Below are 23,155 nucleotides of genomic sequence, written 5' to 3' on the forward strand. Positions count from 1 at the left end.
CCTCCTAATTTTAGCCGTATATACTATACGACTTTGTGAAATTCATGGTATACTATGGGGCGACCACAGAGTCAATACCCGGAGGTGAAAATATTCATGAAAGTCACCATTCGAAAATTTGCGGATTGCATTGGCGTAACGCCGGAAACCATCCGGCATTACCGGGAGATCGGACTGCTGAATCCGAAGGTGAGGGAAAACGGATATTACGACTACACTGTAAACGATGCACTTACGGCGCTGCTGACCAGGGAAATGCGCACCTATGGTATGCAGCTTGAATCCATACGGGATTCCTACGACAGCATCGGCGAGTACAACAAGCTTTTGGCAGACCGGGAAGCGGAGTTGAAGCGTGATATGGAGATGATTCGTCTTGAACTTTCACGCATGCATGAAACCCGGATCTACGCAAGCTGCGGCGTGCGGATTCTGAATAAGGTGGAGGAATTCGAAGGTCCGCCAACCTGGGCGGTGGCCACGATTAACCGAAAAGAGGGCTTTCTCCCGAACCGCGGAATGGAGCAGTGGGTGAAGCAGTTTCCCTTTACCTATGTGTCCGCGACCATACCGCTGGAGGAACTGAACAGCAGAAAAGGGCTAGATCTTTACGACATCCAGATTGGCTTGGGCGCACTCATCCATTATGTAGAAAAATTCCAGCTTCCTCTGGGCGGCCGCTCCTACTACCAGCCCGGAGGCCGCTTCATCCGCACCTGTATCACCACGCGGGACCTCTTCTCGCTGAGCCCGCAGGACATCTCCCCTCTGCTGGAATACGCGGAGGCGCAGGGGTATGTCTTTGCAAGCTGCACGGGTGGGCGGCTGCTGTATATTGACCGCACCGAAAAGGGACCCCTTTTCTACTTGCTGGTATGGGTGCGCGTGGATCCCAAAAGCAACCCGCTGGCGGAGGCAGGTAAACTGGAGGAAACACTAGCCCAGGCCTGAAGCCATAGGAGTATTGAGTACAGAGAGATCTTTATTTAGTCTGTTTATTAACAAATTTTCTTTGGCGTCATGTTTTGCTTCGTTCAAACATTATTATTTGAAAAGTTAATCTGACTTATTTTTTTAATTTTTTTCACATAATCCTTTACCTTAAACCTCCACAAAAAGAGAAACCCGATCCTCATGTGCATGCCGGGTATATAAGCAAATTGGATGATTTTTTGATCAAAGCTACGCGTAAGAGAATGAAACGATGAAATTCTTTTTCTACCGTCTTGCACACCAAACCCCGTGTCTGTCTAAAACACGGGGTTTGGAATGTCCTTGCAAGCCCATCCGGTCTAACAAGAGGTTATTTCCCGATCTTTCCATGCTGGGAGTTTGGCCAGGGTACGGATAGCCATCTGCCGGGCCGCTTCTTTGTCCAGACCTTGAGTGCGGGTAAGAAAATCAGTCATCCCCTCCACTTTCTCCGGATAAGACTGCATCGAGCCGTCGGGCCTTGCGCAATAGAGGCAGTACTCTTTGTTCTCGTCTCCTAAAGCATAGTCGGCGGCTTTCGTCATGGGCATACCGCAGGCAATACAGGTTTTCATCGTCAATCCTCCTTACTCAACTTCCTCAGTTAAACATTTATTGCTTCCAAAGCGGGAACCGAGGGGTGGGCACGACCTGAATGAGATCGTACAAGGCCCCACCCGCCTTCCTCACCCTTATCCCCTGCGAATCATCTTCACATAATTATCCACCAAAGTATCACCGTAACGGCCGACCACATTGCCTTCCGGGGCAAACAAATCTCCGTTGGCCAAATAATGATGGACCAACCCTATCCAGGTATTGAAGAGGAAGTAAAGGGGAAGGTCGATACTTTGACCCGTCCCTATTTCCCGCTGAGCAACCTGACTGAAGTGAAAAGAGATAGCGGACTGAATGGAAATCCAAACATCCCTTGCCCCAGGCGGCAACAATCGGTTTTCGATTACCAGCCTGGTATAAAAGAGTTCGAATTCCCCAATTCCGGTCAAATGTGCTGCCAGGAGTTCTTCCATATGCTCACAGGTACTTGCCGCCTCATGAGTATGCAGGGCAATTTTCTCTCCATAGGTTTCGATCACTTCCGTGATCAGCATTTCCTGGGTCTGAAAATGAGCGAATACCGTACCGTGAGATACTCCTGCCGCCTGGGCAATGTCGGACATACGGGTATTCATGATGCCCTGCTTGGAGAATAGCTGGTACGCCGCGTTTAAAAGGGTCTCTTTCGTCTGCTCTTTTTGCAGTTGACGGTTGCTTTTTTTCATATTTTATTGACTCCAAAGTCATTGATTCTAAAGTCATTATATTCCTTGCCTTTTTACCTGTCAATATTAGGCATGACAGAAATTCGTTTGTCTATCCCGATGTAATTAGCATAGCAGGATTTCATAAGCGCCTCTAAATCCTACAGGGATGCTATTTATTTGTGAACGGAATCGAATTAATACAGGAAAGGTTCCGTTATAAATAAGTACTTTACGGCAAATACTACCACCAAAATGGAGGTATCAATGAAAAACCATGTTTACAGGCAAAAAGATATAGTTCATGTAAGCTTTGAAATCGGGCTGCTTCTAAAAGGCATTCATGGATTGGCGGAGATCATTGGTGGAGTGTTCATGTTATTTCTCACACCGGGTAGACTGAATTTCTTAGCGCATTTTTTGACTAAGCATGAGTTATTGGAAGATCCAAGGGATAGGGTAGCTAATTTTCTGCTTAGCTTAAGTAACAATTTTTCGGTAAGTGCGCAGCATTTTACTGTGTTTTACTTGATGTCTCATGGGCTTATAAAGTGCATTCTGGTTTTTTTGCTGTGGCGTAGAAAGTTGTGGGCGTATCCGCTTACTATCACCTCTCTAATTCTTTTTATAGCTTATCAGATATACCGTTATACGTTTACTCAGTCTATTTTTCTCATACTGCTTTCTCTTTTTGATGCTATCATGATTGTCTTAACTTATTTTGAATATAAAAGAATCAAGTCAGCAAGATGAAGTCCGGAAGAGCAATAAGCCCCTCCGGACTTCATCTTCCGGGTAATGCTTCAGATCATGATTATTCATGCGTCTGATAGTCTCAAATCTGTAATCTAAATCGCCGACTACTTTCCAGAACTATTCTGTGAACTTAATCATGCTTTACTCCAGGGTTGCAACAATTTTATTTAGCTTTCCCAGTGCATTTGGGTTAATTTTCAAGGTACATGTTGCCTTTCCTGAACCTCCGTAAATGTTGGAGTATTGAAATAATCGCTTATCAATGATACAAGGTAAATTATGTCCCACCATTGAGACACTTCCTACGGTACAACCAGTTACTTTTTCAACTTCTCTTGCCCCGGCTAACTTGACCTTCTTGCATCCTAAAATCCTCGCAACTTCATCGAGATCTACATGAGCTCGGTCACCTGACATAATTAAGGCAAAGAAGCCTTTGTCGGTCTTGAGTATTAGTGTTGGTGCAGTTTGTCCAACGTTAATTTTGAAATATGCAGCCCCTTCCTGGGCAGTACGGATTTCTATATCATGATTGATCAATTCAAATGGAACGTTAGTTTCTTTAAGTAGTGCCTGCAAATTTTCCACCAGTCACTCCCTCCTTTGTCGGGAATACTCTATTATGTAAAATCGCCCCAAGGGTATACTTTCAAATCCCTTTGTAAGGCTATTATTACGTTTTTCTCTTCAAAACCTATTCTAGTATAGAGTCGCTCTGCCTCTTTGTTGTTCACACGAACTGATATCTGAATGTGGTTAACCCAATCATATTTAAATGCTTCTATGATCACTCGGTTAATTAATTGTGAACCGATTCCCCTGCTTCTAAATTCAGAAGAAACATTTAAGAAACAGATTTCTGCATATCCATCCGATATAAGCATTTCGAAATAAACATATCCAATTACATGATTGTCCGCCTCAGCTACAATCAACTGATTATACTGGTTTAACCTACTAATTACCTCTGGCCCGGTAAAATAGGCGGTTCTAGGATGGAGTTTAATAAAATCGTCAAAATCACTTGATTTATAATAACGAACATTTATCTTCTGACTGCTCACTTCTAATGCACTAATCAAACTTTTTTTATCCATTATCAAAGTCTTTTCTGCATTATATACATTAAAATAGTTTGCTTCATACACTCGTTTGCAGTTCACATTTGCATCATAAAAAGCTACCTTTGCCAGATTAATATTTTTTGGTATTTTAGCCTTAAAGACAGATAACAGCTTTAAAGCAATCTCAGTCCAGCTTTTTTGCGTGGAAACATACGGCCCCAATAATCTAAGGACAGACTGTTCTTCCGATACATAAATTCCTAAGAAACCACAGATTACGCCTCTGTCTATGGCTATCAAACAACTTTCTGTAAACGATGGAGTAATGTTCATTAGTTGTGATTTGATTTCTTCAGGTGAATAGCCAAGCCATGCAATAAAACTCTCATCAACAGTCTGACAGGATGAGATAAATTTCACTGTTTCTTCCATCGATTCCTCGCTTAGGTTTCTGATAATTATCTCACTCATAGTACAACTCCTGTTCATCTAAGTGATTTCAAACTACGTTCTAGGTATTCACGAAGCATCCTAGCAACATGCATCTTCCTCTGGTTTCGTGAATGCCGCATTATGGATTGTCAAATTATAAAATGCCCAGCCGCTTAAGATTTTTGCTTAACCGGATAACGAATTACCGTTTTCACCACTTTTGAGGTCGGTTTTGTTAGGTACTCCTCCTCATGAACACCGACAATTTCGTATCCGCTTTCTTCAATAAAGGTGTGTAATGTTTGTATAGTAGGCCCTTCCTCTGTGTATGGACCAATATGTAGAATCTCGGCTACTGTACCATAATCCCAATGTTCCAATCGAACTGGGAACTCCGCACTTTTTTGGGGCAATTCTGTTGTTCCTTGAGGAACCGGCAGTCCCCATATTCCAGTCCACTGGTCTTTAGGCACCAAATGAGCATCTGGCCACCGGCCAATTAACTTCCCTACTTTAAACTCAATCCCTTGTTTCTTCAGTTGAAACTTCAACCCGTAGACCGAACCAAATAGTGCTTGCATGGCCTTTTCCATTACCTCGTTGGGATCCCCCTTTGTACTAACGACCGCCATTAATTGTCCCTCTTTTTCGATCAAAATCGGAATGCCTTTCTTACCAGCCATTTTTTGTCCTCCATTGTTATGAAATCACTGCTCAATTGATAAAGGGTTGTATAGCGAGTTATAACTCTACTTCATGGTCCTGTACCAAGCCCTACTAATTACTTGAGTTGGGCTAAGACTTACCAAATCATTATTAGTCCCAGATATTTAAAAATAGTGTTCTTGTTTTAACTCATTCTTCAAAACTAAGTCCCGTTATCTCAGTAAATGTACATTTTTTTACTGATGGGCCAATACTTAGGATATTGAAGACTAAACCATGCCCCAACAACCTCCTAAAGCATTACTACATTCTTCAAAAAACTGTTTATTTTGTGAGTCAATATCTACTTCCGATAGAATTGTTCCTGTCCAGAAAAAGGGTTAAGCTAAATCGAAGATATTTAACCCAGTATTTCCTGACTCATCAGAGTATGCAATCAATGACTGCTTTCATTATTCGCAATATATCGCACTCCAAAATTTTACTTAGCCATCTCAGCTAACGTCCTGTGGGTTTACGGCGTCGGCTTACTACGTCCTTTTTAGATCGCTGGTTAGAAACAGCCTAAGATTCCAGTATGTAATTGTCAAGCGGAACATTAAGTAGAGGAATTCTCTTTAGCTATTTAGTTTGGATGCCATGGCTACCAAATGTTCTAGCAGCAGATCAATAGGCTTTCTTACTTCGTTATATGATTTCAACATGTCACAAATGGCCGATTAAAGCGGCAACTGGAGTTTTAATTCCTTATAGGTAAGCTAAGAACCATTGATACTAAGTCCATAAAACATGTTGATTTACGTTTCAATTCCTTATAGGTAAGCTAAGAACCCATTTCACCCGCACAAAATCAGTAGTCATGGCTAGGCACAACAAATCCAAAAAAAGTTATTTCTCCACAAAACGCTTGGTTAAGCCATATCCCTTGTCGTCGGTCCCCGGGTATTTTTACCTTACTGCACATCGACGACAATTTTAAATGATTAGAGTTTCTCCCTTTCTCCGACCCTATTGTTTTCTACTCCAAGTAGCGTGCCGTTCTTAACATATAATAACATATTTATAACAACTGAATCATCCTCTGGCACCTATTCTATTCCATTTTAATCTTATGATCGATAGATAAAGCCGGGTTTGAGTTCAGAAATCCCAAAAAAGTCTACGTCTATTTTGTCCCCGCAACATTATACCTTTCTTTGTTCCGATTCCGGAGCATATTTAACTAACTATAGAGGGTAACCATAAGGTGAGGTGAGCATCATGGCGACTATAAAAGATGTATTTCGCACTTTTTAACGCAGTCACAACCGCGATCAATCTCTGATGAAACCGAAAGTCATCGAATAGGCGGTGGTTTCTTTGTCAGTAGATATGTTATTGCCGATATGCAAAGTTTCGTTTTACAACTTCTGAATAGGGATAATCTTCTGTTGCCGCTGAAACCCTAATTAATTCCCCTGATTCCAGCATAGCTTTTACCCGTAGGAATAGCCACCTGTCTCCGACACCCGGAATTTGCCCTAATGTTTTACCAATTAACTGGGCAACCTTGAATTTTCCGTCAGGCATGTTAGCCCGCAACGCAAAATCATAAAAATCTTTAGGTAGACCCATGAGGCTTCCGTTAATTACAGCACGCAGCGGGGCATTTTCATGGACCAAGCCCACCCAGGTATTTGCATAGACCCTGCGGCGTAATTCGCTTATAGGTTCCTCACAGGCAGTGTAAGCACCGAATGCTTCCGGGACTATATCTCTTGTGCTGTGATAGCTGATAATACCATTATCTTTTTCAATTTGCTCCGGTACACGCACAACAGAAAGAGGGGCCAGGGCATCGACCAACAAATGACAGGCATAATACAACCCGCATAATTCCTCCGGATTACTGGCACAGACCCACATACGGATAGGCTCCTGCGTCGCTTTCACTTCCTGAAGCCGTACCAAAGCATGCTTATTGGTTTCCCCTATTCCGTCAGGCACTCCGGGGAACTCTGCAAACAGCTCGTCAAGCAGCTTTTGGTGCACGTTCACGCCAGTATCCATATCCGAAATATCGCCAATATCCAAAGCAAGGGTCAGCGCCTCTATATCCATCGGACTGCCTTCTATAGCTATGCCAGCGCAATTATGTGTCTTCCTTGCTTCTTGCCGTTCTTTCCCGGTGGCACCAAGAACGAAGGACGCGTTGCTTATATGATCTTCCTGTTTCATTTATTTTGCTATTTTTAGCCCGCCGGCAGAACTTTGACTAAAAGCGAGCTCAATCATAAAATCCTCCTTATCTATGTTAAAGCTAATCCCAAGGAAATACTCAGAGAACTTAATCATGCTTTACTCCAGGGCTGCAACAACTTTATTTAGTTTTCCCAGTGCACTTAGGTTAATCTTTCAGGGTACATATTGCCTTTCCCGAACCTCCGTAAATATTATTTTTTCAACTTTTTTGCCCCGGCTGACTTAACCTTCTTGCATCTAAAATACATGCAACGTCATCGAGATCTACATAAGCTCGGTCACCTGACATATTTAGGCAAAGAATCCTTTGTAGTCTTGAGTATTAGTGTATTGTGATTTCACCTACGTTTCGTGAATTCCCGAAGTCTGGTTACTACATTCATATCCTCTCAGCTTTAGGGAATTCGCTGTTATACGATTGCCCAGCCCTAAATGCGAACATGCACTGAACAAAGTTGTCCAGTGCTTAATCCAGTAGTTCTATAATATTTATTTTGATCTGTGGCAACTCATTTTGTACCACATTCCATACAATTTTTAGGCAATCCCCATGTAGTCATGTATTAATACATCACGAAGGCCAGCCATTTGTCTCCATGGGATTTCAGGGGTTTGTTCTTTAAGTTCTTGCGAAATTCTTTTTGTCGCTTCCCCAATAATTTCAAGATTTCGAATAACCGCATCCTGGATAATTCCTGATGTCATGAATTTGTCTTTTCCAGAGTTCGTATATGTTTCAATCTTTATGATGCTCTCCAGAATATTGTGAAGAAAGACCTTGTCATCTTTCATATAGGCCTAGCCTCCTGAAAAATCTTGTCTTTTAATGTCCAATGAATAGAATCCTGAGTGACAACATCTATCTTTCTTCCTAGGATCTCCTCAAGATCATATTTAAGTGAAATAAGATCAAATAAAGAACAATCATCGCTACACTCAACCAAAAAGTCTATATCACTTTCTGCCTTCTCTTCTTCTCTAAGTACTGAGCCAAATAGTCTAACATTAGAAAATTTGTAGTGAGATGCGATTGATACAATTTGGTCACGCTTCGCCATAATATAGTTAATCACTTGCATTATTATCACCCCCAAGCATATTATACCGTATTTTTCCATAACAATAAACCCTTTGGGCTATCGTATAACGTCCCCGGGATTCCCGACGTGTCCGTCCCGCAGGGCTGGCGCAAGACTTGCTTCTCCTTAACAACCCCAAACTGCAAGTCTTGTAACAGAGGACATGTGGTGCGGCTCACCCGATAAACTCTCTTAACCGCACCCTCGCGGGAATCCTCGTGTTATACGACGGGCGGTAACACAATACATAAGAATTTAGTTATTCCTTTTCACAGTAATAAACTATCTCCGCGATTCCCTGTAAATTATGTATCTCTTTAAAGTTGTTATATGCATAGGATAAAAACAGCCCTCGTGTTTCAACATCATTTCTTTCAAAGTTTCAAGCGAAACCCAGCGAACATTCTTTGTTTCATTACTTTGAGTAATAATATTTCCTTGCACTCTGCATATAAATGTCTCTACCATTATCGGGTAATCACCCTTAATATTTTGAGAACACGCAAAAGGTGTATAGGTCACTACTTTATAGCCATTCATTTCTATGATAATTGATTCATGTTCCCCTTCAATTTCCGTTACCTCAAGGCCGGTCTCTTCAAATATTTCACGTCTTAAGCAATCAAAGATATTTTCGAATTCGCGAATCTTGCCAGCCGGGATTTCTATCATGCCTGATTCTAATGGGGCATCATCTTTATATCGCTCTTGAAGTAAAATATAATGAACTTCATTCAAAGTGTGCTCAATGATTCCACCAACACCTGGTTTAGCCAATAACTCCATAAGAATCCCCCATACCCCAAATCTTTGCTCAAAATCCTAATATTAATCTTAGCCTGTCGTAGAACACCTTTTTACCGCAATATCCATGCGCCATTTTTTCCACCCCGGAGGGATTACCGCAGGCATTACGGTAATCCTACCTCTATCAGTAAATAAAAAGCTTTGGATGGTGTTACTATGATACTCCATGTTTCATTCCTTATAGGTAAGCTAAAAACCAATATAGAGTAACGGATGTTGAAAAATATCGATTGTTTCAATTCCTCATAGGTAAGCTAAAAACCCATTTTACCCGCATAAAATCAGCAATTACGGCAAGCGTCTAAAGTTCTATAAATTAGCATTTTTACCTCAGGCCGCTTATTAAGCCCTATCTCCTGTCGTCGCTCTCCAGGCTTTTTTACCTTATTGCACATCGACGACATTTTTATTAACCGTCTAGAACCACCACACATCCGAACCCCTGACTGTTCTTACTTCCTATTCCTCCATCAACGGCCAGCTGAAGCAACTCTTTTGGCCCAATTAAAAGCAGCTTACCGGCGTAACCTTTAATTACCGTGTTCTTATAATTAATAATCTTCATCCTTTGCGTTCCAATAGGTCTGATCTCCACCTCCCCTTCCGGTTCTCCAGTTCCGTAAAGAGCCCGATATTTCTTGCGAAGATTTTCATTGAATAAACGGGTATAATCCGTCTCCCCCGGTTGGAAATACACCGTATATTTTCTGCCATCCGGTCTAAGGAGCGTACTGTATAATACTACCGGGGAAAGTGTTCTAACCATTACTTTATTTTGCCGCACCTCATATTGGCGAACATTTATCCTATCAATCTCCAGTTCCTGCGCACCTAAACGCATAACCCCTTTGGTAAGCAAGACATTGACCAATGACTGACAAAAATCTTGTAAAGGAGATGATACTGTAAGCTTTATCTCTCCTTCAAAGGCAATGGTTTTTTTCACCCTATCCATTTGGTACGTGCCTTGTATTAAAGAAAAACAAAACAGCTTAAATGCGCGGGTTCCGTCGCTATAGCCTTTTTCATGCAAAAAGGCCGCTAGCTCCTGGTCAATGGAATTGTATAACGCTGCTTGTACCAAATAATTATAATGAATTGGCAACACAACCGGTTCCCGCAAAGGTTTAAAATAAATCTCTAAATTCATTTTCCTTCCTTTTCCCATGCTTCTTCAGTATCGCCCTGATTGTAAAACCTCTATGTATACTATTTGACACCGGAGCCCTCACTCCTCTTTTCGGGAAGACCGCCTTAAATAAGTATGCTCTCCTTAGGTAGACAGGTCATAAAAAACCTGCTGCCTCAGGGAGAGCATTTATAGTGTATTAAAAATCTCAGCTAATCCAATGGAAAAGCTCTTATTTCCCCGTCGGCACAGCCCGGCTTCCCGGTTTGATAGCCGGAACCCCCTGGGCACAAAGAGGACAGTTTTCAGGGTCGAAGGATTCAATTTCAATCTCCAGCAAGGAGGCCAAGGGTACTCCGAAGTCAGCTTTTCCACCGCTCCGATTCACAAGCACCCCTACTCCCACGGGTTCTGCCCCATAGGATTTGACCACCTCTATAACCTCCCGGACCGATCCTCCGGTAGTGATCACATCTTCCACCACGAGGACCTTCATACCCGGTTGGAGTTCAAATCCCCGCCGCAGTTTCATTTCTCCATTCTCCCGTTCGGTAAAAATGGCCATGGTTCCTAAAGCTTTGCCTACTTCATGAGCGACCAAAATCCCTCCCATTGCCGGCCCGATCACCAGGTCAATCCCCTGGTCCCGGAAGGACTCCGCTAACGCTTCTCCCAAGCGGGCTGCATGATGAGGATATTGCAGAACTTTGGCGCATTGCATATATTGACGGCTATGTCTCCCTGAGGTCAGTCGAAAATGCCCTTCCAATAAGGCTTCACTTTCTTTGAATAGGTTTAAAACCTCTTCCGGGGATAGGGATGTATTCGATACTGTCATAGATCATAAACTCCTTTCCAGCCAATGAACTTATATTTCTATTATAAAGCCTTAATCCCAAAGCTGCTCCAAAGCCTGCCGCGGATTCGGCGCCTGGGTGATGGGTCTGCCCACCACCAGATAGGAGCTTCCGGCCTCCAGAGCTTCCTTGGGGGTAAGGGTACGGGCCTGATCATGAGTTTCACTGCCTTTGGGGCGAATCCCCGGAGTAATGACCAAGAAATCCGGCCCTAAATGTTGGCGAAGGATTAAGCTTTCTTGAGCTGAGGCCACCACCCCGTCAATACCTGCCTTTTGCCCCAGTTCGGCAAGAGCGACTACCTGATCCTGCAAGGCTCTGCCCACTCCCAAGTCCTTCTGCAGTCTCCCTTCATCAAGACTGGTCAAGACCGTAATGCCGATAATCTTCATCCGTTCCTCGGCGTTCCTTTGCTCCTTGACTTCATGGGTGACCTGGACCGCCCGGGCCATCATATCATAACCACCGCTGCAGTGGATGGTAAGCATGTCGGCACCATACCCGGCCAGAACCCGCACGGCGCTTTCCACGGTATTGGGGATATCATGAAGCTTCAGGTCCAAGAAGATGGGGAAGCCTTTCTCCTTCAGCTCCCGGATAATGCCGGCTCCTGCAGCATTATAGAGCTCCATCCCCACTTTAAGCCAGCAGCCGCTCCCCTGAAGTTGGTCGGCCAGGGCTAAAGCCTTTTCCCAGCTATCCACATCCATGGCCACCATGACCTTCTTATTGTTCTCCGACACCGTTCTTTCCAGCATCATTTCCATCTTCCTTTCTCTTATCTGAGAGTTGCCTGCATCACGACCTGAAAGGGCTATATTCGCCCCCTCCAAACTATAGAGCCAGCCCCACTATTTCTTCCACCGAAGCAAAGCCCAGACGGCGGCAATACTCCTCGATCCCCTCTATGACTTCCAAGGGAGCGAGGGGATTCACAAAATTCCCTGTGCCGATGCTGACTGCCTTGGCCCCTGCCAGCATAAATTCCACCGCATCCTGCCAGGTGAGTATTCCTCCCATGCCGATGATGGGAATATCCACAGCCTGAGCCACCTGCCACACCATCCTCACAGCCACCGGGCGAATGGCCGGCCCCGACAGTCCGCCCACCTTATTGGCTAGGAGAGGGCGGCGGCGTTCAATATCAATGCTCATTCCCAGCAGAGTATTGATCATAGAGATGATATCTGCACCCCCTCGTTCCACTGCTTTGGCCATCTCCACAATATCCGTCACATTAGGAGACAGCTTGGCAATGACAGGGAGATCCGTCTTCCCTTTGACCAATGCAATCACTTCTTCAGCACTCTCCGGGTGGGTGCCGAAATGCATTCCCCCATGCTTCACATTGGGGCAGGAGATATTGACCTCCAGGGCATCGATTCCCGAACCGGATTGAAAAGCACCGGCCATCATTTCATAGTCCTGTAAGGAAAATCCAGAAATATTGGCAATGACCGTCGTGGGCAGCTTCCGCACTTTAGGAAGGTAGGAGTGGAGAAATTCTTTGAGGCCGGGGTTTTCCAGACCCACCGAATTGAGCATTCCTGCCGGGGTCTCCGCCAATCGCGGTAAAGGATTCCCTAAACGAGGCTCCGGGGTAAGCCCCTTGAGAGTAATTCCACCCAATTTGTCAACGGGACAATAGGGAGCATATTCTTCCCCGAAGCCATAAGTTCCTGAACAGGTGAGCACAGGATTTCTCAAGGTTAAAGGTCCTAAGTTCACTTCCAAATTAACCTTTGCCATCTCATTGTTCATCATCCCAGAGCACCTCCTTCCCTTGGAAAACCGGTCCATCCTGACATACCTTTCCTCTGCGAATCCTGCCGCTGATCTCATCCTTTAAGGTGCACACACAGCCCAAGCAAGCTCCTACCGCACAGCCCATCCGTTCTTCCAGAGAAACTTCCACAGCGGCTCCGCTATGCAAAAAGTACTCGCTGACAGCCTTCATCATCACCTGGGGACCACAGGCAGCCACTGAAGTCTCAGACCCTTGGCCAGTTCCCGAACCTGCGGAGTCCTTACGGATGAGGTCCAAAACATTGCCCTTAGCGCCGACACTTCCGTCCATCGAACTCAGGAAAACCGGGACGCCGGCATCCTGCCAAAGCCCAAGCCCAGCACCGGCAAAGAAACCTTCATCTTCCCCGCCCCAATACAAACGCACAGGAATATTCCTCTTCCGGGCCGCTTTGGCTAACGGGAGAAGAGGAAAGACTCCGATCCCGCCGGCAACCAGGATAAGCGCTCCTTGCTCAGGCAGGGTAAAGCCATGACCCAGAGGGCCCATCAGACTTAAGCTTTCCCCCACCCTTGCCTGGGCTAATAACTCCGTGCCCTTCCCCTTAATCCGATAGAGCAGGGTCAGTTCCCGAGCTTCCCTGTCAATATCGGCAATACTGATGGGGCGGCGCAAAAGAGGATCCAATCCTGTAGAAACCTGTACGTGAATGAATTGTCCCGGCTGCCCTTCCCGGGCAATGTCGGTCCGAAGAACCAGTTTCATGATCTTATAGCGAGGATCACCCATGATTTGGTGAGAAACGACTTGAGCCTTATCCAGCATTTCTATCCCGTCCTTTCCGGCATTTTACTCATCCGAATCCAGTTTTCCATTTTTATTATCTAAAACTATTTTCTTGAAAAAGGTCCGCAAGCATTGAAAGCTAAATCTCTCCAGGATTTTGCTTTCGGCGTTCACTCCGTAAGCTGCGCGGAGCAATCTAATCGCTCAAGACCTCCGCTGCGTCGGGTTCCCGCCCAAATCGCTCCTGCTCAATGGGCGGTTGGAAACGTCCTGTTTCCAACCCGACTCCGCTGCAGTCTTTTCGCGAAGATTGCTTACCTGCTCGCTTAGAATCCGTTCTCTGCCTTAAAGCAAAATCCTTGGGTGGTTTTTCAAGTATCTTTTCAGAACTCTGAGAAAGACCCAAAGCAAAAGCTAAAAGGGACCCGCAAGCGTAGCTTTACGCACAAAAGCGAACGGATTTAGCGGAGGGGCGGTCGGGTCAAAGCCGCTTTCTTAACGTTGCGCAGCCACCGGTTCACATCAGGTATTACCCAGAGGTTTGGCGAAGCTGTTAAGAAAGCCAGTTGACCAGCCCCGGAGCTATGGAGAGAGCGTTGTGCGTAAAGCTACCCGCCCCGGACAACGCTTTTCATACCCTTACTGCCCCAGCTCCCCCCACCCTTACTTAAGTGACATCAAACTAGGCAGAAAGGACCTCAGTACATGAACCCAGGCTGAAGCCGTATCCAGGCTGGTAAAGCAGGGAATTCCTTGCTCCACCGCCGTACGGCGTATGGCAAAGCCATCGCTTTCCTGCTTTTTATTGTGGGTGGTGGTATTGAGGACACATTGAATCACACCCTGCCGGATGGCATCGGTAATTTCCGTGGAGCCTTGATGGAGCTTGGCCACCGGAGCAACCTGAATCCCCTCTTCCCGGAGGATGTTCGCTGTTCCTTCCGTGGCTAAGATGCGGAAGCCCAGGTCGGCAAACTTCTTGACTAAGGGAATGCCCTCCTGCTTATCCCGATCCGCTAAGGTCACCAGTAAGCTGCCATGAGCGGACATATTGAATCCTCCCGCCAAGAGGGCCTTGTAGAGAGCTTTTTCATAGGTCCGGTCCACTCCCATCACTTCCCCGGTGGACTTCATCTCCGGGCCCAGGGAAGGTTCCACCCGTTGCAGCTTGGAGAAGGAAAACACGGGGACTTTTACCGCCACCCGTTCCGGGACAGGCCACAACCCCAAGGGCAGCTTTAATTTCGTCAGAGTCTTCCCAAGGATGACATCGGTGGCATAATCCACAATGGGCAGTCCGGTCACTTTGCTGATAAAGGGAACCGTACGGCTGGAGCGGGGGTTGACCTCAATCACATACACTTCATCCTGGAAGATAACGTATTGAATATTGAGAAGGCCTACAACATTCAAGGCCCGTGCGATTTCAGTAGTCAGCAGGGTAATCCGCTCGATCAAAGATTCGGATAAAGTCAAAGGAGGGTAGACGGCGATGGAGTCCCCGGAGTGAACCCCGGCCCGTTCCAGATGCTCCATAATTCCGGGCAGGCTGACATTGTTTCCGTCGGAGATGGCATCCACCTCGACCTCCGTCCCCACCAGGTACTGGTCCATCCATAACTCCTGACCGGGAAAATCCGCCATGGCCCGGTTCACTACCTTTTCCAGTTCGGAAGAGGAGTAGACAATCTCCATGGCCCGGCCTCCCAGGACGAAGGAGGGGCGAACCATCAGGGGATAGCCGATGCGGGCCGCCACTTTTCTGGCCTCTGCCAAGGAAGAAGCCTGGCCCCCTTTCGGCCGCTTGGCGCCGATGGTATGGAGCACCTCATCGAATTGCCCCCGCTCTTCAGCCCGATCGATATCTTCAATGCCGGTGCCCAGGATCTTATATCCCCTCTCTGCTAAGGGCTTCGCCAGGCCGATAGCCGTTTGGCCGCCGAATTGGACGATGACTCCCTCCGGCTGCTCCCGGTCCAGGACGGCTGAGACATCCTCCAAGGTTAAAGGTTCAAAATAAAGACGGTCCGCTGTATCAAAATCCGTAGAGACAGTCTCCGGATTGTTATTGATGATAATGGTCTCCACACCGGCTTTTTTCAGGGCCAGGACGGAGTGAACGGAGCAATAATCGAATTCAATCCCTTGCCCGATTCGAATGGGGCCGGAGCCTAAGACCACCACCTTGCGGTTCCTGGAGGGTATCCCCTCGTTTTCCTGGTCATAGCTGGAGTAGAAGTAGGGTGTTAACGCCTCAAATTCACCGGCACAGGTATCCACCATTTTAAAGACCGGGTGCAGGCCTTTTTCCTGCCGGTAGGCATAAATCTCTTTTTCCGTGGTCTGCCAGAGACGAGCAAGCTCCCGATCCGCAAAGCCCATTCTCTTTGCTTTCAACAAAAGATCCTCATCCCAAGGGGAGGACTGCAGAGTTTTACTCATCCTGACAATCCGTTGAATGGCTGTGAGGAAGTAAAGATTCCAACGGCTGGCCTGCTGGATCTGTTCAAGGCTTAGCCCTCTTCTCAACCCTTCCGCCAGAATAAACAGCAATTGATCATCAGGCTTCCGGCAGCGCTCCAGTATCTCTTCATCGGAGAGCTCCTGGAATTCCGGGAGAAGGAGGCCAAAGGCTTTGATCTCCAAAGAACGGACAGCCTTTTGCAGGGCGGTCTCCAGATTCCGACCCAGGCCCATGACCTCACCCGTGGCTTTCATCTGGGTTCCCAGACGGCGGTCGGCATCGGAGAATTTATCAAAAGGCCAGCGGGGGATTTTGACCACGACATAATCCAAAGCCGGTTCAAAGCAGGCGGTGGTTTTGCCGGTGACGGCATTGGTCAGCTCCGGAAGGGTATATCCCAGAGCGATCTTGGCGGCCACTTTGGCAATGGGGTAGCCCGTCGCCTTGGAAGCCAGGGCACTGGAGCGGCTCAGCCGGGGATTTACTTCAATGACCACATACTCCAACCGTTCCGGATGCAAGGCATATTGGACATTGCATCCCCCTTCAATCCCCAAAGCTTCCACGATTCTACGGGCAGAAGTGCGCAAGGCTTGAATCTCCCGGTCTGTAAGGGTTTGACAGGGAGCTACAACGATGCTGTCCCCCGTATGCACCCCTACCGGGTCCATATTCTCCATATTGCAGATGGTGATGCAATTCCCTTGCCCATCTCTTAACACTTCATATTCAATTTCTTTCCAGCCTGCCACGCTTTTTTCCACAAGAATCTGACCAATGAGACTGGCCTGCAAACCGCTTTTGGAGATTTCCCTGAGCTCCTCCCGATGATGGGCAATGCCCCCCCCAGTCCCTCCCAGAGTATAAGCAGGGCGGACGATCACGGGATACCCGATCTCCTCGGCAAAACTAAGGGCTCCCTCCAGGTCGGATACGATGACACTGGGAGGAACCGGTTCCCCGAGCTCCCTCATCAGACTGCGGAAATGTTCCCGATCCTCTGCCTTCGTGATGCTTTCCAGGGAGGTTCCCATCAGCTGAACTCCGCAGCGCTGTAGAATCCCTTTTTCCGCCAGCTGGAAGGCCAGATTCAGACCGGTTTGGCCCCCCATGGTGGGAATGATGCCGTCAGGTCGTTCTCTTTCAATAATCCTCTCCAAAAATTCGCTGGTCAGGGGTTCGATATAGATCCGGTCCGCCACTTCCTGGTCCGTCATGATGGTGGCCGGATTGGAATTCACCAGAACCACCTCCACCCCTTCTTCCTGCAAAGCCCGGCAAGCCTGGGTTCCTGCATAATCAAATTCGGCGGCTTGCCCAATGACGATAGGACCGGAACCGATCACCAGCACTTTATTCCATTTTTTATTCTTCATACGTTCCTCCCCTTTCCCAAGTCCTTCAGATATCGGTTCAAGCTCCGACAGCGGCAAAAAAGCGTTCAAAAAGTTCTTTGTTCTCTTCCGGCCCCGGTGCTCCCTCCGGGTGATACTGAACGGAGAAAATGGGATACCGGGTATGCTCCATCCCTTCTACCGTTCCATCATTCAAATTGCGCAGAATGACTTGGAACCCTGTCCCTGCCAAAGAATCCTCTGCAATGGCATAGCCGTGATTCTGAGCCGTCATAGTGGTTTTGCCTGTGCGCAGATCCTGGACGGGATGATTCCCTCCCCGGTGCCCAAAGGGCAGTTTATAGGTTTTTCCCCCGGCAGCTAAGGCTAGAATCTGATGACCAAGGCAGATCCCCATCATCGGCAGCTCAGGAAGCAGTGCTCGGGCAGTCTGAATGATCTCGGACAGTCCGCTGGGGTCTCCTGGTCCATTGCTTATAAATACTCCCTTGGGGGAGGTGGCTAAAATCTCCTCCGCACTGCTCCAGGCGGGAAAGACACGAATTCTTAATCCTCTCTGCTGCAGGGTGCGGAGAATATTGCGCTTTCCCCCGCAATCGAGAACCGCTACATAGGGACCACTCCCCGGAATCTCATAACTTTCTTTGATGGTGGCCTGATAAACCCAATGGGGCTCCTTCTCCCTATGTTGGAGGTTGTCGGCATACTCCCCCCAATAGTTCATTCCTTGCTCCCGGGTCTGGGCAAAGACACCCGGGAGGGTGCCCTGGTTGCGGATATGGCGGGTCAAGGCCCGGGTATCGATTCCTTTTAGTCCCCAGATCTTATGCAGTCTACAAAACTCTTCCAGGGAACGATCCTTATGTCCGCTGCCCTCTCCCTGGGAGAGCTCCCGAACCACCAACCCTTTAAGGAGAATTTTATCTGCTTCATTTTCTTCATCATGCCATCCGTAATTCCCGATCTGAGGATGAGTCAGGACAAGAATCTGACCTGTACAGGAAAGATCCGTGATCATTTCCTGATACCCTGACATGGAGGTGTTAAACACCACTTCCCCTGCTTGGGTCTCCATAGTATTATCTGTCGGCCAGGCTCCGAATCCTTCACCTTCAAAAGTAGTACCATCTTGCAATACAAGAAACGCCATTCTAAGTCCTCCTTTTTCTCCCTTCGGTTCCCTAGATTTCATGAACCAAGCATCCGTCCACCCAGACCTTGATGGGGAATCCTTTCAGTCTCTGCCCCAGGAAAGGAGTGTTCTTACCTTTTGAGGCCAGATAATCCGTATCGATGAGCTCTGTGTGCTCAGGGTCAAAAAGAATGAGATCCGCCGGTGCGCCGACTTTTAAGGTTCCCCCCGACAGATTGAAACGCTGAGCAGGATTCATGCTCCAGGCTTTAATCAGGAGTTCTTGCGGAAGAATGCCGGTGATCACCAGCTCTTGCCAAATTGCGGCCAAAGCAGTCTCTAAACCGGAAATTCCGAAAGGAGCCTCATCAAAGGGATTGGTCTTCTCTTCCCAAGTGTGGGGGGCATGGTCCGTAGCCAGCATATCAATCGTCCCATCCAGCAAGCCTTCGATGAGTGCCTGCCGATCCTCTTCCGTGCGCAGGGGAGGATTGACTTTATAGGATGTGCTATAGGGGGTCCGGGCAATGGCTTCATCGGTATAGAGTAAATGATGAGGATTGACCTCAGCACTTACATCCACCCCCCTCTTTTTGGCTTCACGAATAAGGTCCACGCTCTCCTTAGCAGAGATATGGGCCAAGTGGAGCTTCCCTCTGCTTTCCTCAGCAAGGAGAAGATCCCGGGCCACCATGACGCTTTCCGAGCTGCTGGGAATTCCTCTTAAGCCCAGACGGGTACTGACTATTCCCCGGTGCATCACTCCCTTATGGGCCAGGCTCTCATCTTCGCAATGACTGATGACTGGACAGGACGTCAGTTTGGCATACTCCAGAGCCAGGCGCATCATTTCCCCCCGCTGAACTCCTCTTCCATCGTCGGAAAAGCCCACCGCCCCCGCAGCGGCCAACTCCACCATCTCCACCAGTTCTTTCCCCTCCTGGCCCTTGGTTATGGCTGCGATGGGATGAATCCTGGCTAAACCAACTTTTTTTCCTTGGTTCACCACATATTCGATAAGGGCTTTTTGATCCAGTACCGGAGTGGTATTGGGCATCGCCAATATGGTGGTGAATCCTCCCCGGACGGCTGCCCGGGAGCCGCTGGCGATATCTTCCTTGTCCTCTCTGCCCGGTTCCCGCAAATGAGTGTGAACATCGATCAATCCGGGAAAAAGATAGCATCCCCCGGCCTCAATCTCCTGCCACTCTGTTCCTCCGGATTTTGCTTTGGCTTCGGCCTCGGTGATTCCTTGTTTAAGCTCGAGAATCTTCCCCTCTCCGATCAAGACATCCCGGATATCGGAAATGTTCTGAGCAGGATCAATAACCTGAGCATTTTTAATCCACCACATAACCGGTTCCCCCTCCCATCAATAAGTACATAATAGCCATTCTGACCGCGACGCCGTTGGTCACCTGCTCCTCAATCACCGATTGGCTGGAATTGACGATACTGCTCTCGATCTCTACCCCGCGGTTCACCGGACCGGGATGCATGATCAAGGTCTGTTTGTCCGTCTTTTTGACCCGTTCCGCCGTAATTCCATAGAGCTGTGAGTATTCTCTTAAGCTGGGGAGCAGTCCTGATTGCTGGCGCTCCAGCTGCAGGCGCAAGGCCATGATCACATCGGTTCCGGGCAGTTCCTCATCCAGATTAAAGGTTGTCTTCACTCCCCAGGAGTGGATCTCAGGGGGGAGCAAGGTGGGCGGTCCCACCAGAACCACTTCCGCCCCTAAATTCCGCAAAGCCCAGACATTGCTGCGGGCCACCCGGGAGTGCAGAATATCCCCCACAAGGAGAATCTTGCGCCCTTCCACACTGCCCAGGCGCTCCTGCATAGTATACACATCCAGCAGGGCTTGGGTGGGGTGCTCATGCTGTCCATCCCCGGCATTGATTACACCGGCCTTGAGCTCTTTCGCCAGAAACTGGGCCGCCCCGGAACTGGAGTGACGGATGACCACGATATCCGGTTTCATGGCCTGCAAGGTTCTCACCGTATCCAGCAAGGTCTCCCCTTTATTCAGACTGCTTTGAGCCACCGCCAGACTGGTGGTATCGGCGCCGAGAATCTTCGCCGCTGTCTCGAAAGAAGTCCGGGTGCGGGTTGAGGATTCAAAAAACAGATTGTAGACCGATTTCCCCCGGAAGGTAGGCAATTTTTTTACCGCCCGGGACATGATGTCTTTCATGGGTTTGGCAGTATTGAGAATGAGTTGAATTTCCTCAGGTTTTAAATCTTCAATATGCAGTAAATCTTTACGTGACCAGCCCATATTCTTTCTCCCCTTATCCTTTTTATTACCTTGAACGAATCCGTGGTTCTTATACCCTTCATAGTTACAAAAAATCCCCTTGCCAAAGGCAAGAGGATATAAGGATACACGTATCCAGCATTCTCTACCCTTGGCTCACTCTCTGGAAAGCTCTTAAAGGGTGTCTATGAAGTTTGAGCTTCATGCTCTTAAAGGACAGCTTCTATGGATTTTATTTATCCACACGCTCCAGCAAAAGGACCTCTTCCGTCTCATCGATCTCCTTAATGCAGACGGAGACAATCTCACGGCTTGAAGTGGGAAGATTTTTCCCCACATAATCCGCACGGATCGGGAGTTCCCGATGTCCCCGGTCCACGAGGACGGCTAGTTGTATTTTTTCCGCTCGTCCTAAATCCATGGTGGCATCCAGGGCCGCTCGGGCCGTGCGCCCGGTATAGAGAACATCATCCACCAGGATGACCGTTTTCCCTTCAATGGTAAAGGGTACCTCGGTCTGATGAACCACAGGCTGAACATCGATCCGGCTCAAATCATCCCGATATAAGGTGATATCCAGGATTCCTAAAGGAAGCTTAACCCCTTCAAATTCCTCGATCTTCTGCTGAATCCGCTCGGCCAGAGGTACACCCCGGCGGCGAATCCCCACCAGGACCACCCCGTCGGTTCCTTTATTTTTCTCGACGATTTCATGAGCTATCCGGGTGATTGCCCTACGAATTCCATCCACATCAAGGATCTTGCTCTTTGTGATTCCTTCCAAAGGGTTGCACTCCTTTCGGCATATATAAAGAAAACCCAACTTCGCCAACTTCAAATTCACGCGTCCCGGAAGCGAAGTCGCTGGTTGCACTTATGCTTAGAAAGTATATAGCGCAAGCTTATACTTTCTGACAGTGCAAAAAAACTGCCCACCACAGCAGACAGTTTACCCTACTTCTTCCTGCCTTCTGTGTCTCACGGGACCTTTTTAAAGGCTTCATTGAATTTAGTCTATATTAGATTTTGTCCCCTGTCAATGTCCGAATAAATTGGCATAATATTCTAAGCAATTAAGCCATTTTAGTCAATAAACCCTTTTTCCCGCATCTTAGCCTGATCAAGAAATAAGGCCATCCCTGCGAATCCCCTCCAAAACCTTTTGGAGCAGCTCGGAAGGAGGAGCACTGAACTCCATATATTCCCCGGTTCGCGGATGCTGAAACCCTAAAAGTTGGGCATGGAGCATCTGACCCTGTAAGCCAAAAGGGTTCTTCCGGGGCCCGTAAAGAGGATCTCCCAGAACGGGATGCTTAAGATAGGCCATATGAACCCGAATCTGGTGGGTCCTCCCTGTTTCCAGCCGGGCTTCAATCAGGGTAAAATCCCGGAACCTCTCCAGGACTTTATAATGGGTCACAGCCTCTTTGGCATTCTGAAAAACCACCGCCATCTTTTTGCGATCGGCAGGATCTCTGCCGATGGGAGCTTCCACCGTTCCCGAGGGCTCGAACACGACTCCGTGAACAATGGCCAGATACCGGCGGGCCATACTGTGGGCTTTGATCTGCTCAGCTAATCCTTGATGGGCCAAGTCATTTTTTGCCACGACCAAAAGCCCAGAGGTATCCTTGTCAATACGATGGACAATCCCAGGGCGCAATACTCCATTGATTCCGGAGAGATTCCGGCAATGGTAAAGCAGGGCATTCACCAAGGTCTTGGTCCATGCCCCCGGCGCCGGATGAACCACCATCCCCTGGGGTTTGTTCACGACCAATACATCCTCATCTTCATAGAGGATTTCCAGAGGAATATCCTCTGCTTCCACCTGCAATTCTTTGGGAGGAGGAAGGATCACCGTAATCTTATCCTTTGTCCGCACCTTATAATTGGACTTTTTGGAGGCCCCGTTGACCAAGACATGGCCATCCTCGATTAATCCCTGGATAAAAGAGCGGCTTTTACCCACCACTTCCGTAACCCCCACATCCAAGCGGGTTCCTTCGGCAAGCTCAAACTCCATCTTTGGTTCCGATTCCTGGTCATCCCTATCCTGGATCTCTAACTCCAGTTCCAGTTCTTCAGCGTCCAATCCAGTATTTAACCCTTCCCACTCCATAGTTATCCCCTGTTCTATCCCCATTT

Annotated in this window: 22 protein-coding genes; 2 read left to right on the forward strand and 20 right to left on the reverse strand. The window is 47.7% G+C overall.

Translation table 11 applies throughout. The features are described 5' to 3' along the window. Nucleotides 1-96: 96 nt before the first annotated feature. Entirely contained in the window at nt 97-951 is an 855-nt protein-coding gene (locus DESPCE1_RS0116475) for a MerR family transcriptional regulator (protein ID WP_014795132.1), read from the forward strand. Between the two features lie 341 nt (nt 952-1,292). Here the strand turns inward: DESPCE1_RS0116475 and DESPCE1_RS0116480 are convergent, their stop codons facing one another. Together DESPCE1_RS0116480 and DESPCE1_RS0116485 are read right to left on the reverse strand one after the other, a co-directional pair. Continuing rightward, nucleotides 1,293-1,547: a zinc ribbon domain-containing protein gene (locus tag DESPCE1_RS0116480; RefSeq protein ID WP_014795133.1), complete on the reverse strand. Its 255-nt coding sequence runs from the start codon at nt 1,545-1,547 to the stop codon at nt 1,293-1,295. A 117-nt stretch (nt 1,548-1,664) separates the two neighbouring features. Further along, on the reverse strand, nt 1,665-2,255 hold the full coding sequence (locus DESPCE1_RS0116485; RefSeq protein WP_014795134.1) for a TetR/AcrR family transcriptional regulator: 591 nt from the start codon (nt 2,253-2,255) through the stop codon (nt 1,665-1,667). A 246-nt stretch (nt 2,256-2,501) separates the two neighbouring features. Here DESPCE1_RS0116485 and DESPCE1_RS0116490 point away from each other — a divergent pair, with 246 nt between their 5' ends. Beyond that, nucleotides 2,502-2,987 (forward strand): DUF2127 domain-containing protein, encoded by a 486-nt coding sequence (locus DESPCE1_RS0116490; RefSeq protein WP_019851073.1) that lies wholly within the window; start codon nt 2,502-2,504, stop codon nt 2,985-2,987. Between the two features lie 144 nt (nt 2,988-3,131). Here the strand turns inward: DESPCE1_RS0116490 and DESPCE1_RS0116495 are convergent, their stop codons facing one another. The 18 genes from DESPCE1_RS0116495 to DESPCE1_RS0116590 all read right to left on the reverse strand — a co-directional run bounded on the left by DESPCE1_RS0116495 (nt 3,132) and on the right by DESPCE1_RS0116590 (nt 23,129). Beyond that, nucleotides 3,132-3,578, reverse strand: a complete 447-nt coding sequence (locus DESPCE1_RS0116495; protein ID WP_014795135.1) for an aminoacyl-tRNA deacylase — start codon at nt 3,576-3,578, stop codon at nt 3,132-3,134. Nucleotides 3,579-3,610: 32 nt separating this feature from the next. Continuing rightward, the gene (locus DESPCE1_RS0116500; RefSeq protein WP_014795136.1) at nt 3,611-4,525 is read right to left on the reverse strand and encodes a GNAT family N-acetyltransferase; all 915 of its coding nucleotides are present in this window, start codon (nt 4,523-4,525) and stop codon (nt 3,611-3,613) included. 134 nt (nt 4,526-4,659) lie between these two features. Further along, nucleotides 4,660-5,169 (reverse strand): GyrI-like domain-containing protein, encoded by a 510-nt coding sequence (locus tag DESPCE1_RS0116505; RefSeq protein WP_019851074.1) that lies wholly within the window; start codon nt 5,167-5,169, stop codon nt 4,660-4,662. 1,357 nt (nt 5,170-6,526) lie between these two features. Beyond that, complete coding sequence (locus tag DESPCE1_RS0116510; RefSeq protein ID WP_014795138.1) at nt 6,527-7,252, reverse strand: DUF3658 domain-containing protein; 726 nt, start codon at nt 7,250-7,252, stop codon at nt 6,527-6,529. Between the two features lie 678 nt (nt 7,253-7,930). Further along, a complete protein-coding gene (locus DESPCE1_RS21975) occupies nt 7,931-8,185 on the reverse strand; it encodes a DUF86 domain-containing protein (RefSeq protein ID WP_014795140.1) in 255 nt (84 codons plus the stop codon). Further along, on the reverse strand, nt 8,182-8,472 hold the full coding sequence (locus DESPCE1_RS0116525; protein ID WP_014795141.1) for a nucleotidyltransferase family protein: 291 nt from the start codon (nt 8,470-8,472) through the stop codon (nt 8,182-8,184). The genes DESPCE1_RS21975 and DESPCE1_RS0116525 overlap by 4 nt, the downstream gene beginning before the upstream one ends. Nucleotides 8,473-8,754: 282 nt before the next feature. After that, nucleotides 8,755-9,258, reverse strand: a complete 504-nt coding sequence (locus DESPCE1_RS0116530; RefSeq protein WP_014795142.1) for an NUDIX hydrolase — start codon at nt 9,256-9,258, stop codon at nt 8,755-8,757. Between the two features lie 430 nt (nt 9,259-9,688). Further along, nucleotides 9,689-10,429 carry a CRISPR-associated endoribonuclease Cas6 gene (gene cas6 / locus DESPCE1_RS0116535; RefSeq protein WP_019851075.1) on the reverse strand — a complete coding sequence of 247 codons (741 nt, stop codon included), beginning with the start codon at nt 10,427-10,429 and terminating at the stop codon, nt 9,689-9,691. A gap of 211 nt (nt 10,430-10,640) precedes the next feature. Beyond that, nucleotides 10,641-11,246 carry an orotate phosphoribosyltransferase gene (gene pyrE, locus DESPCE1_RS0116540; protein ID WP_019851076.1) on the reverse strand — a complete coding sequence of 202 codons (606 nt, stop codon included), beginning with the start codon at nt 11,244-11,246 and terminating at the stop codon, nt 10,641-10,643. A 51-nt stretch (nt 11,247-11,297) separates the two neighbouring features. Further along, nucleotides 11,298-12,026, reverse strand: coding sequence for an orotidine-5'-phosphate decarboxylase (gene pyrF, locus DESPCE1_RS0116545; protein WP_028305608.1), 729 nt, complete (start codon nt 12,024-12,026; stop codon nt 11,298-11,300). 73 nt (nt 12,027-12,099) lie between these two features. Continuing rightward, nucleotides 12,100-13,029, reverse strand: coding sequence for a dihydroorotate dehydrogenase (locus DESPCE1_RS0116550; protein ID WP_019851078.1), 930 nt, complete (start codon nt 13,027-13,029; stop codon nt 12,100-12,102). After that, nucleotides 13,016-13,837, reverse strand: coding sequence for a dihydroorotate dehydrogenase electron transfer subunit (locus DESPCE1_RS0116555; protein WP_019851079.1), 822 nt, complete (start codon nt 13,835-13,837; stop codon nt 13,016-13,018). The genes DESPCE1_RS0116550 and DESPCE1_RS0116555 overlap by 14 nt, the downstream gene beginning before the upstream one ends. 624 nt (nt 13,838-14,461) lie before the next feature. Further along, complete coding sequence (carB, locus tag DESPCE1_RS0116565; RefSeq protein WP_019851081.1) at nt 14,462-17,638, reverse strand: carbamoyl-phosphate synthase large subunit; 3,177 nt, start codon at nt 17,636-17,638, stop codon at nt 14,462-14,464. 37 nt (nt 17,639-17,675) lie between these two features. After that, complete coding sequence (gene carA, locus DESPCE1_RS0116570) at nt 17,676-18,767, reverse strand: glutamine-hydrolyzing carbamoyl-phosphate synthase small subunit (protein WP_019851082.1); 1,092 nt, start codon at nt 18,765-18,767, stop codon at nt 17,676-17,678. Nucleotides 18,768-18,798: 31 nt separating this feature from the next. Further along, nucleotides 18,799-20,103: a dihydroorotase gene (locus tag DESPCE1_RS0116575; RefSeq protein ID WP_019851083.1), complete on the reverse strand. Its 1,305-nt coding sequence runs from the start codon at nt 20,101-20,103 to the stop codon at nt 18,799-18,801. After that, nucleotides 20,090-21,028, reverse strand: a complete 939-nt coding sequence (locus tag DESPCE1_RS0116580) for an aspartate carbamoyltransferase catalytic subunit (RefSeq protein WP_014795151.1) — start codon at nt 21,026-21,028, stop codon at nt 20,090-20,092. The genes DESPCE1_RS0116575 and DESPCE1_RS0116580 overlap by 14 nt, the downstream gene beginning before the upstream one ends. Before the next feature lie 211 nt (nt 21,029-21,239). Next, complete coding sequence (gene pyrR, locus DESPCE1_RS0116585) at nt 21,240-21,791, reverse strand: bifunctional pyr operon transcriptional regulator/uracil phosphoribosyltransferase PyrR (protein WP_014795152.1); 552 nt, start codon at nt 21,789-21,791, stop codon at nt 21,240-21,242. 336 nt (nt 21,792-22,127) lie between these two features. After that, a complete protein-coding gene (locus tag DESPCE1_RS0116590; RefSeq protein WP_028305610.1) occupies nt 22,128-23,129 on the reverse strand; it encodes an RluA family pseudouridine synthase in 1,002 nt (333 codons plus the stop codon). Nucleotides 23,130-23,155 lie beyond the last annotated feature (26 nt).

Source organism: Desulfitobacterium sp. PCE1 (assembly GCF_000384015.1).
In the GTDB taxonomy this organism is placed as follows: Bacteria; Bacillota; Desulfitobacteriia; order Desulfitobacteriales; family Desulfitobacteriaceae; genus Desulfitobacterium; species Desulfitobacterium dehalogenans.

Coding starts and splice junctions, on each gene's coding strand:
- DESPCE1_RS0116475 (WP_014795132.1), top strand. CDS start 97: ATGAAAGTCACCATTCGAAAATTTGCGGATTGCATTGGCGTAACGCCG.
- DESPCE1_RS0116480 (WP_014795133.1), bottom strand. CDS start 1,547: ATGAAAACCTGTATTGCCTGCGGTATGCCCATGACGAAAGCCGCCGAC.
- DESPCE1_RS0116485 (WP_014795134.1), bottom strand. CDS start 2,255: ATGAAAAAAAGCAACCGTCAACTGCAAAAAGAGCAGACGAAAGAGACC.
- DESPCE1_RS0116490 (WP_019851073.1), top strand. CDS start 2,502: ATGAAAAACCATGTTTACAGGCAAAAAGATATAGTTCATGTAAGCTTT.
- DESPCE1_RS0116500 (WP_014795136.1), bottom strand. CDS start 4,525: ATGAGTGAGATAATTATCAGAAACCTAAGCGAGGAATCGATGGAAGAA.
- DESPCE1_RS0116505 (WP_019851074.1), bottom strand. CDS start 5,169: ATGGCTGGTAAGAAAGGCATTCCGATTTTGATCGAAAAAGAGGGACAA.
- DESPCE1_RS0116510 (WP_014795138.1), bottom strand. CDS start 7,252: ATGGATATAGAGGCGCTGACCCTTGCTTTGGATATTGGCGATATTTCG.
- DESPCE1_RS21975 (WP_014795140.1), bottom strand. CDS start 8,185: ATGAAAGATGACAAGGTCTTTCTTCACAATATTCTGGAGAGCATCATA.
- DESPCE1_RS0116525 (WP_014795141.1), bottom strand. CDS start 8,472: ATGCAAGTGATTAACTATATTATGGCGAAGCGTGACCAAATTGTATCA.
- DESPCE1_RS0116530 (WP_014795142.1), bottom strand. CDS start 9,258: ATGGAGTTATTGGCTAAACCAGGTGTTGGTGGAATCATTGAGCACACT.
- cas6 (WP_019851075.1), bottom strand. CDS start 10,429: ATGAATTTAGAGATTTATTTTAAACCTTTGCGGGAACCGGTTGTGTTG.
- pyrE (WP_019851076.1), bottom strand. CDS start 11,246: ATGACAGTATCGAATACATCCCTATCCCCGGAAGAGGTTTTAAACCTA.
- pyrF (WP_028305608.1), bottom strand. CDS start 12,026: ATGATGCTGGAAAGAACGGTGTCGGAGAACAATAAGAAGGTCATGGTG.
- DESPCE1_RS0116550 (WP_019851078.1), bottom strand. CDS start 13,029: ATGATGAACAATGAGATGGCAAAGGTTAATTTGGAAGTGAACTTAGGA.
- DESPCE1_RS0116555 (WP_019851079.1), bottom strand. CDS start 13,837: ATGCTGGATAAGGCTCAAGTCGTTTCTCACCAAATCATGGGTGATCCT.
- carB (WP_019851081.1), bottom strand. CDS start 17,638: ATGAAGAATAAAAAATGGAATAAAGTGCTGGTGATCGGTTCCGGTCCT.
- carA (WP_019851082.1), bottom strand. CDS start 18,767: ATGGCGTTTCTTGTATTGCAAGATGGTACTACTTTTGAAGGTGAAGGA.
- DESPCE1_RS0116575 (WP_019851083.1), bottom strand. CDS start 20,103: ATGTGGTGGATTAAAAATGCTCAGGTTATTGATCCTGCTCAGAACATT.
- DESPCE1_RS0116580 (WP_014795151.1), bottom strand. CDS start 21,028: ATGGGCTGGTCACGTAAAGATTTACTGCATATTGAAGATTTAAAACCT.
- DESPCE1_RS0116590 (WP_028305610.1), bottom strand. CDS start 23,129: ATGGAGTGGGAAGGGTTAAATACTGGATTGGACGCTGAAGAACTGGAA.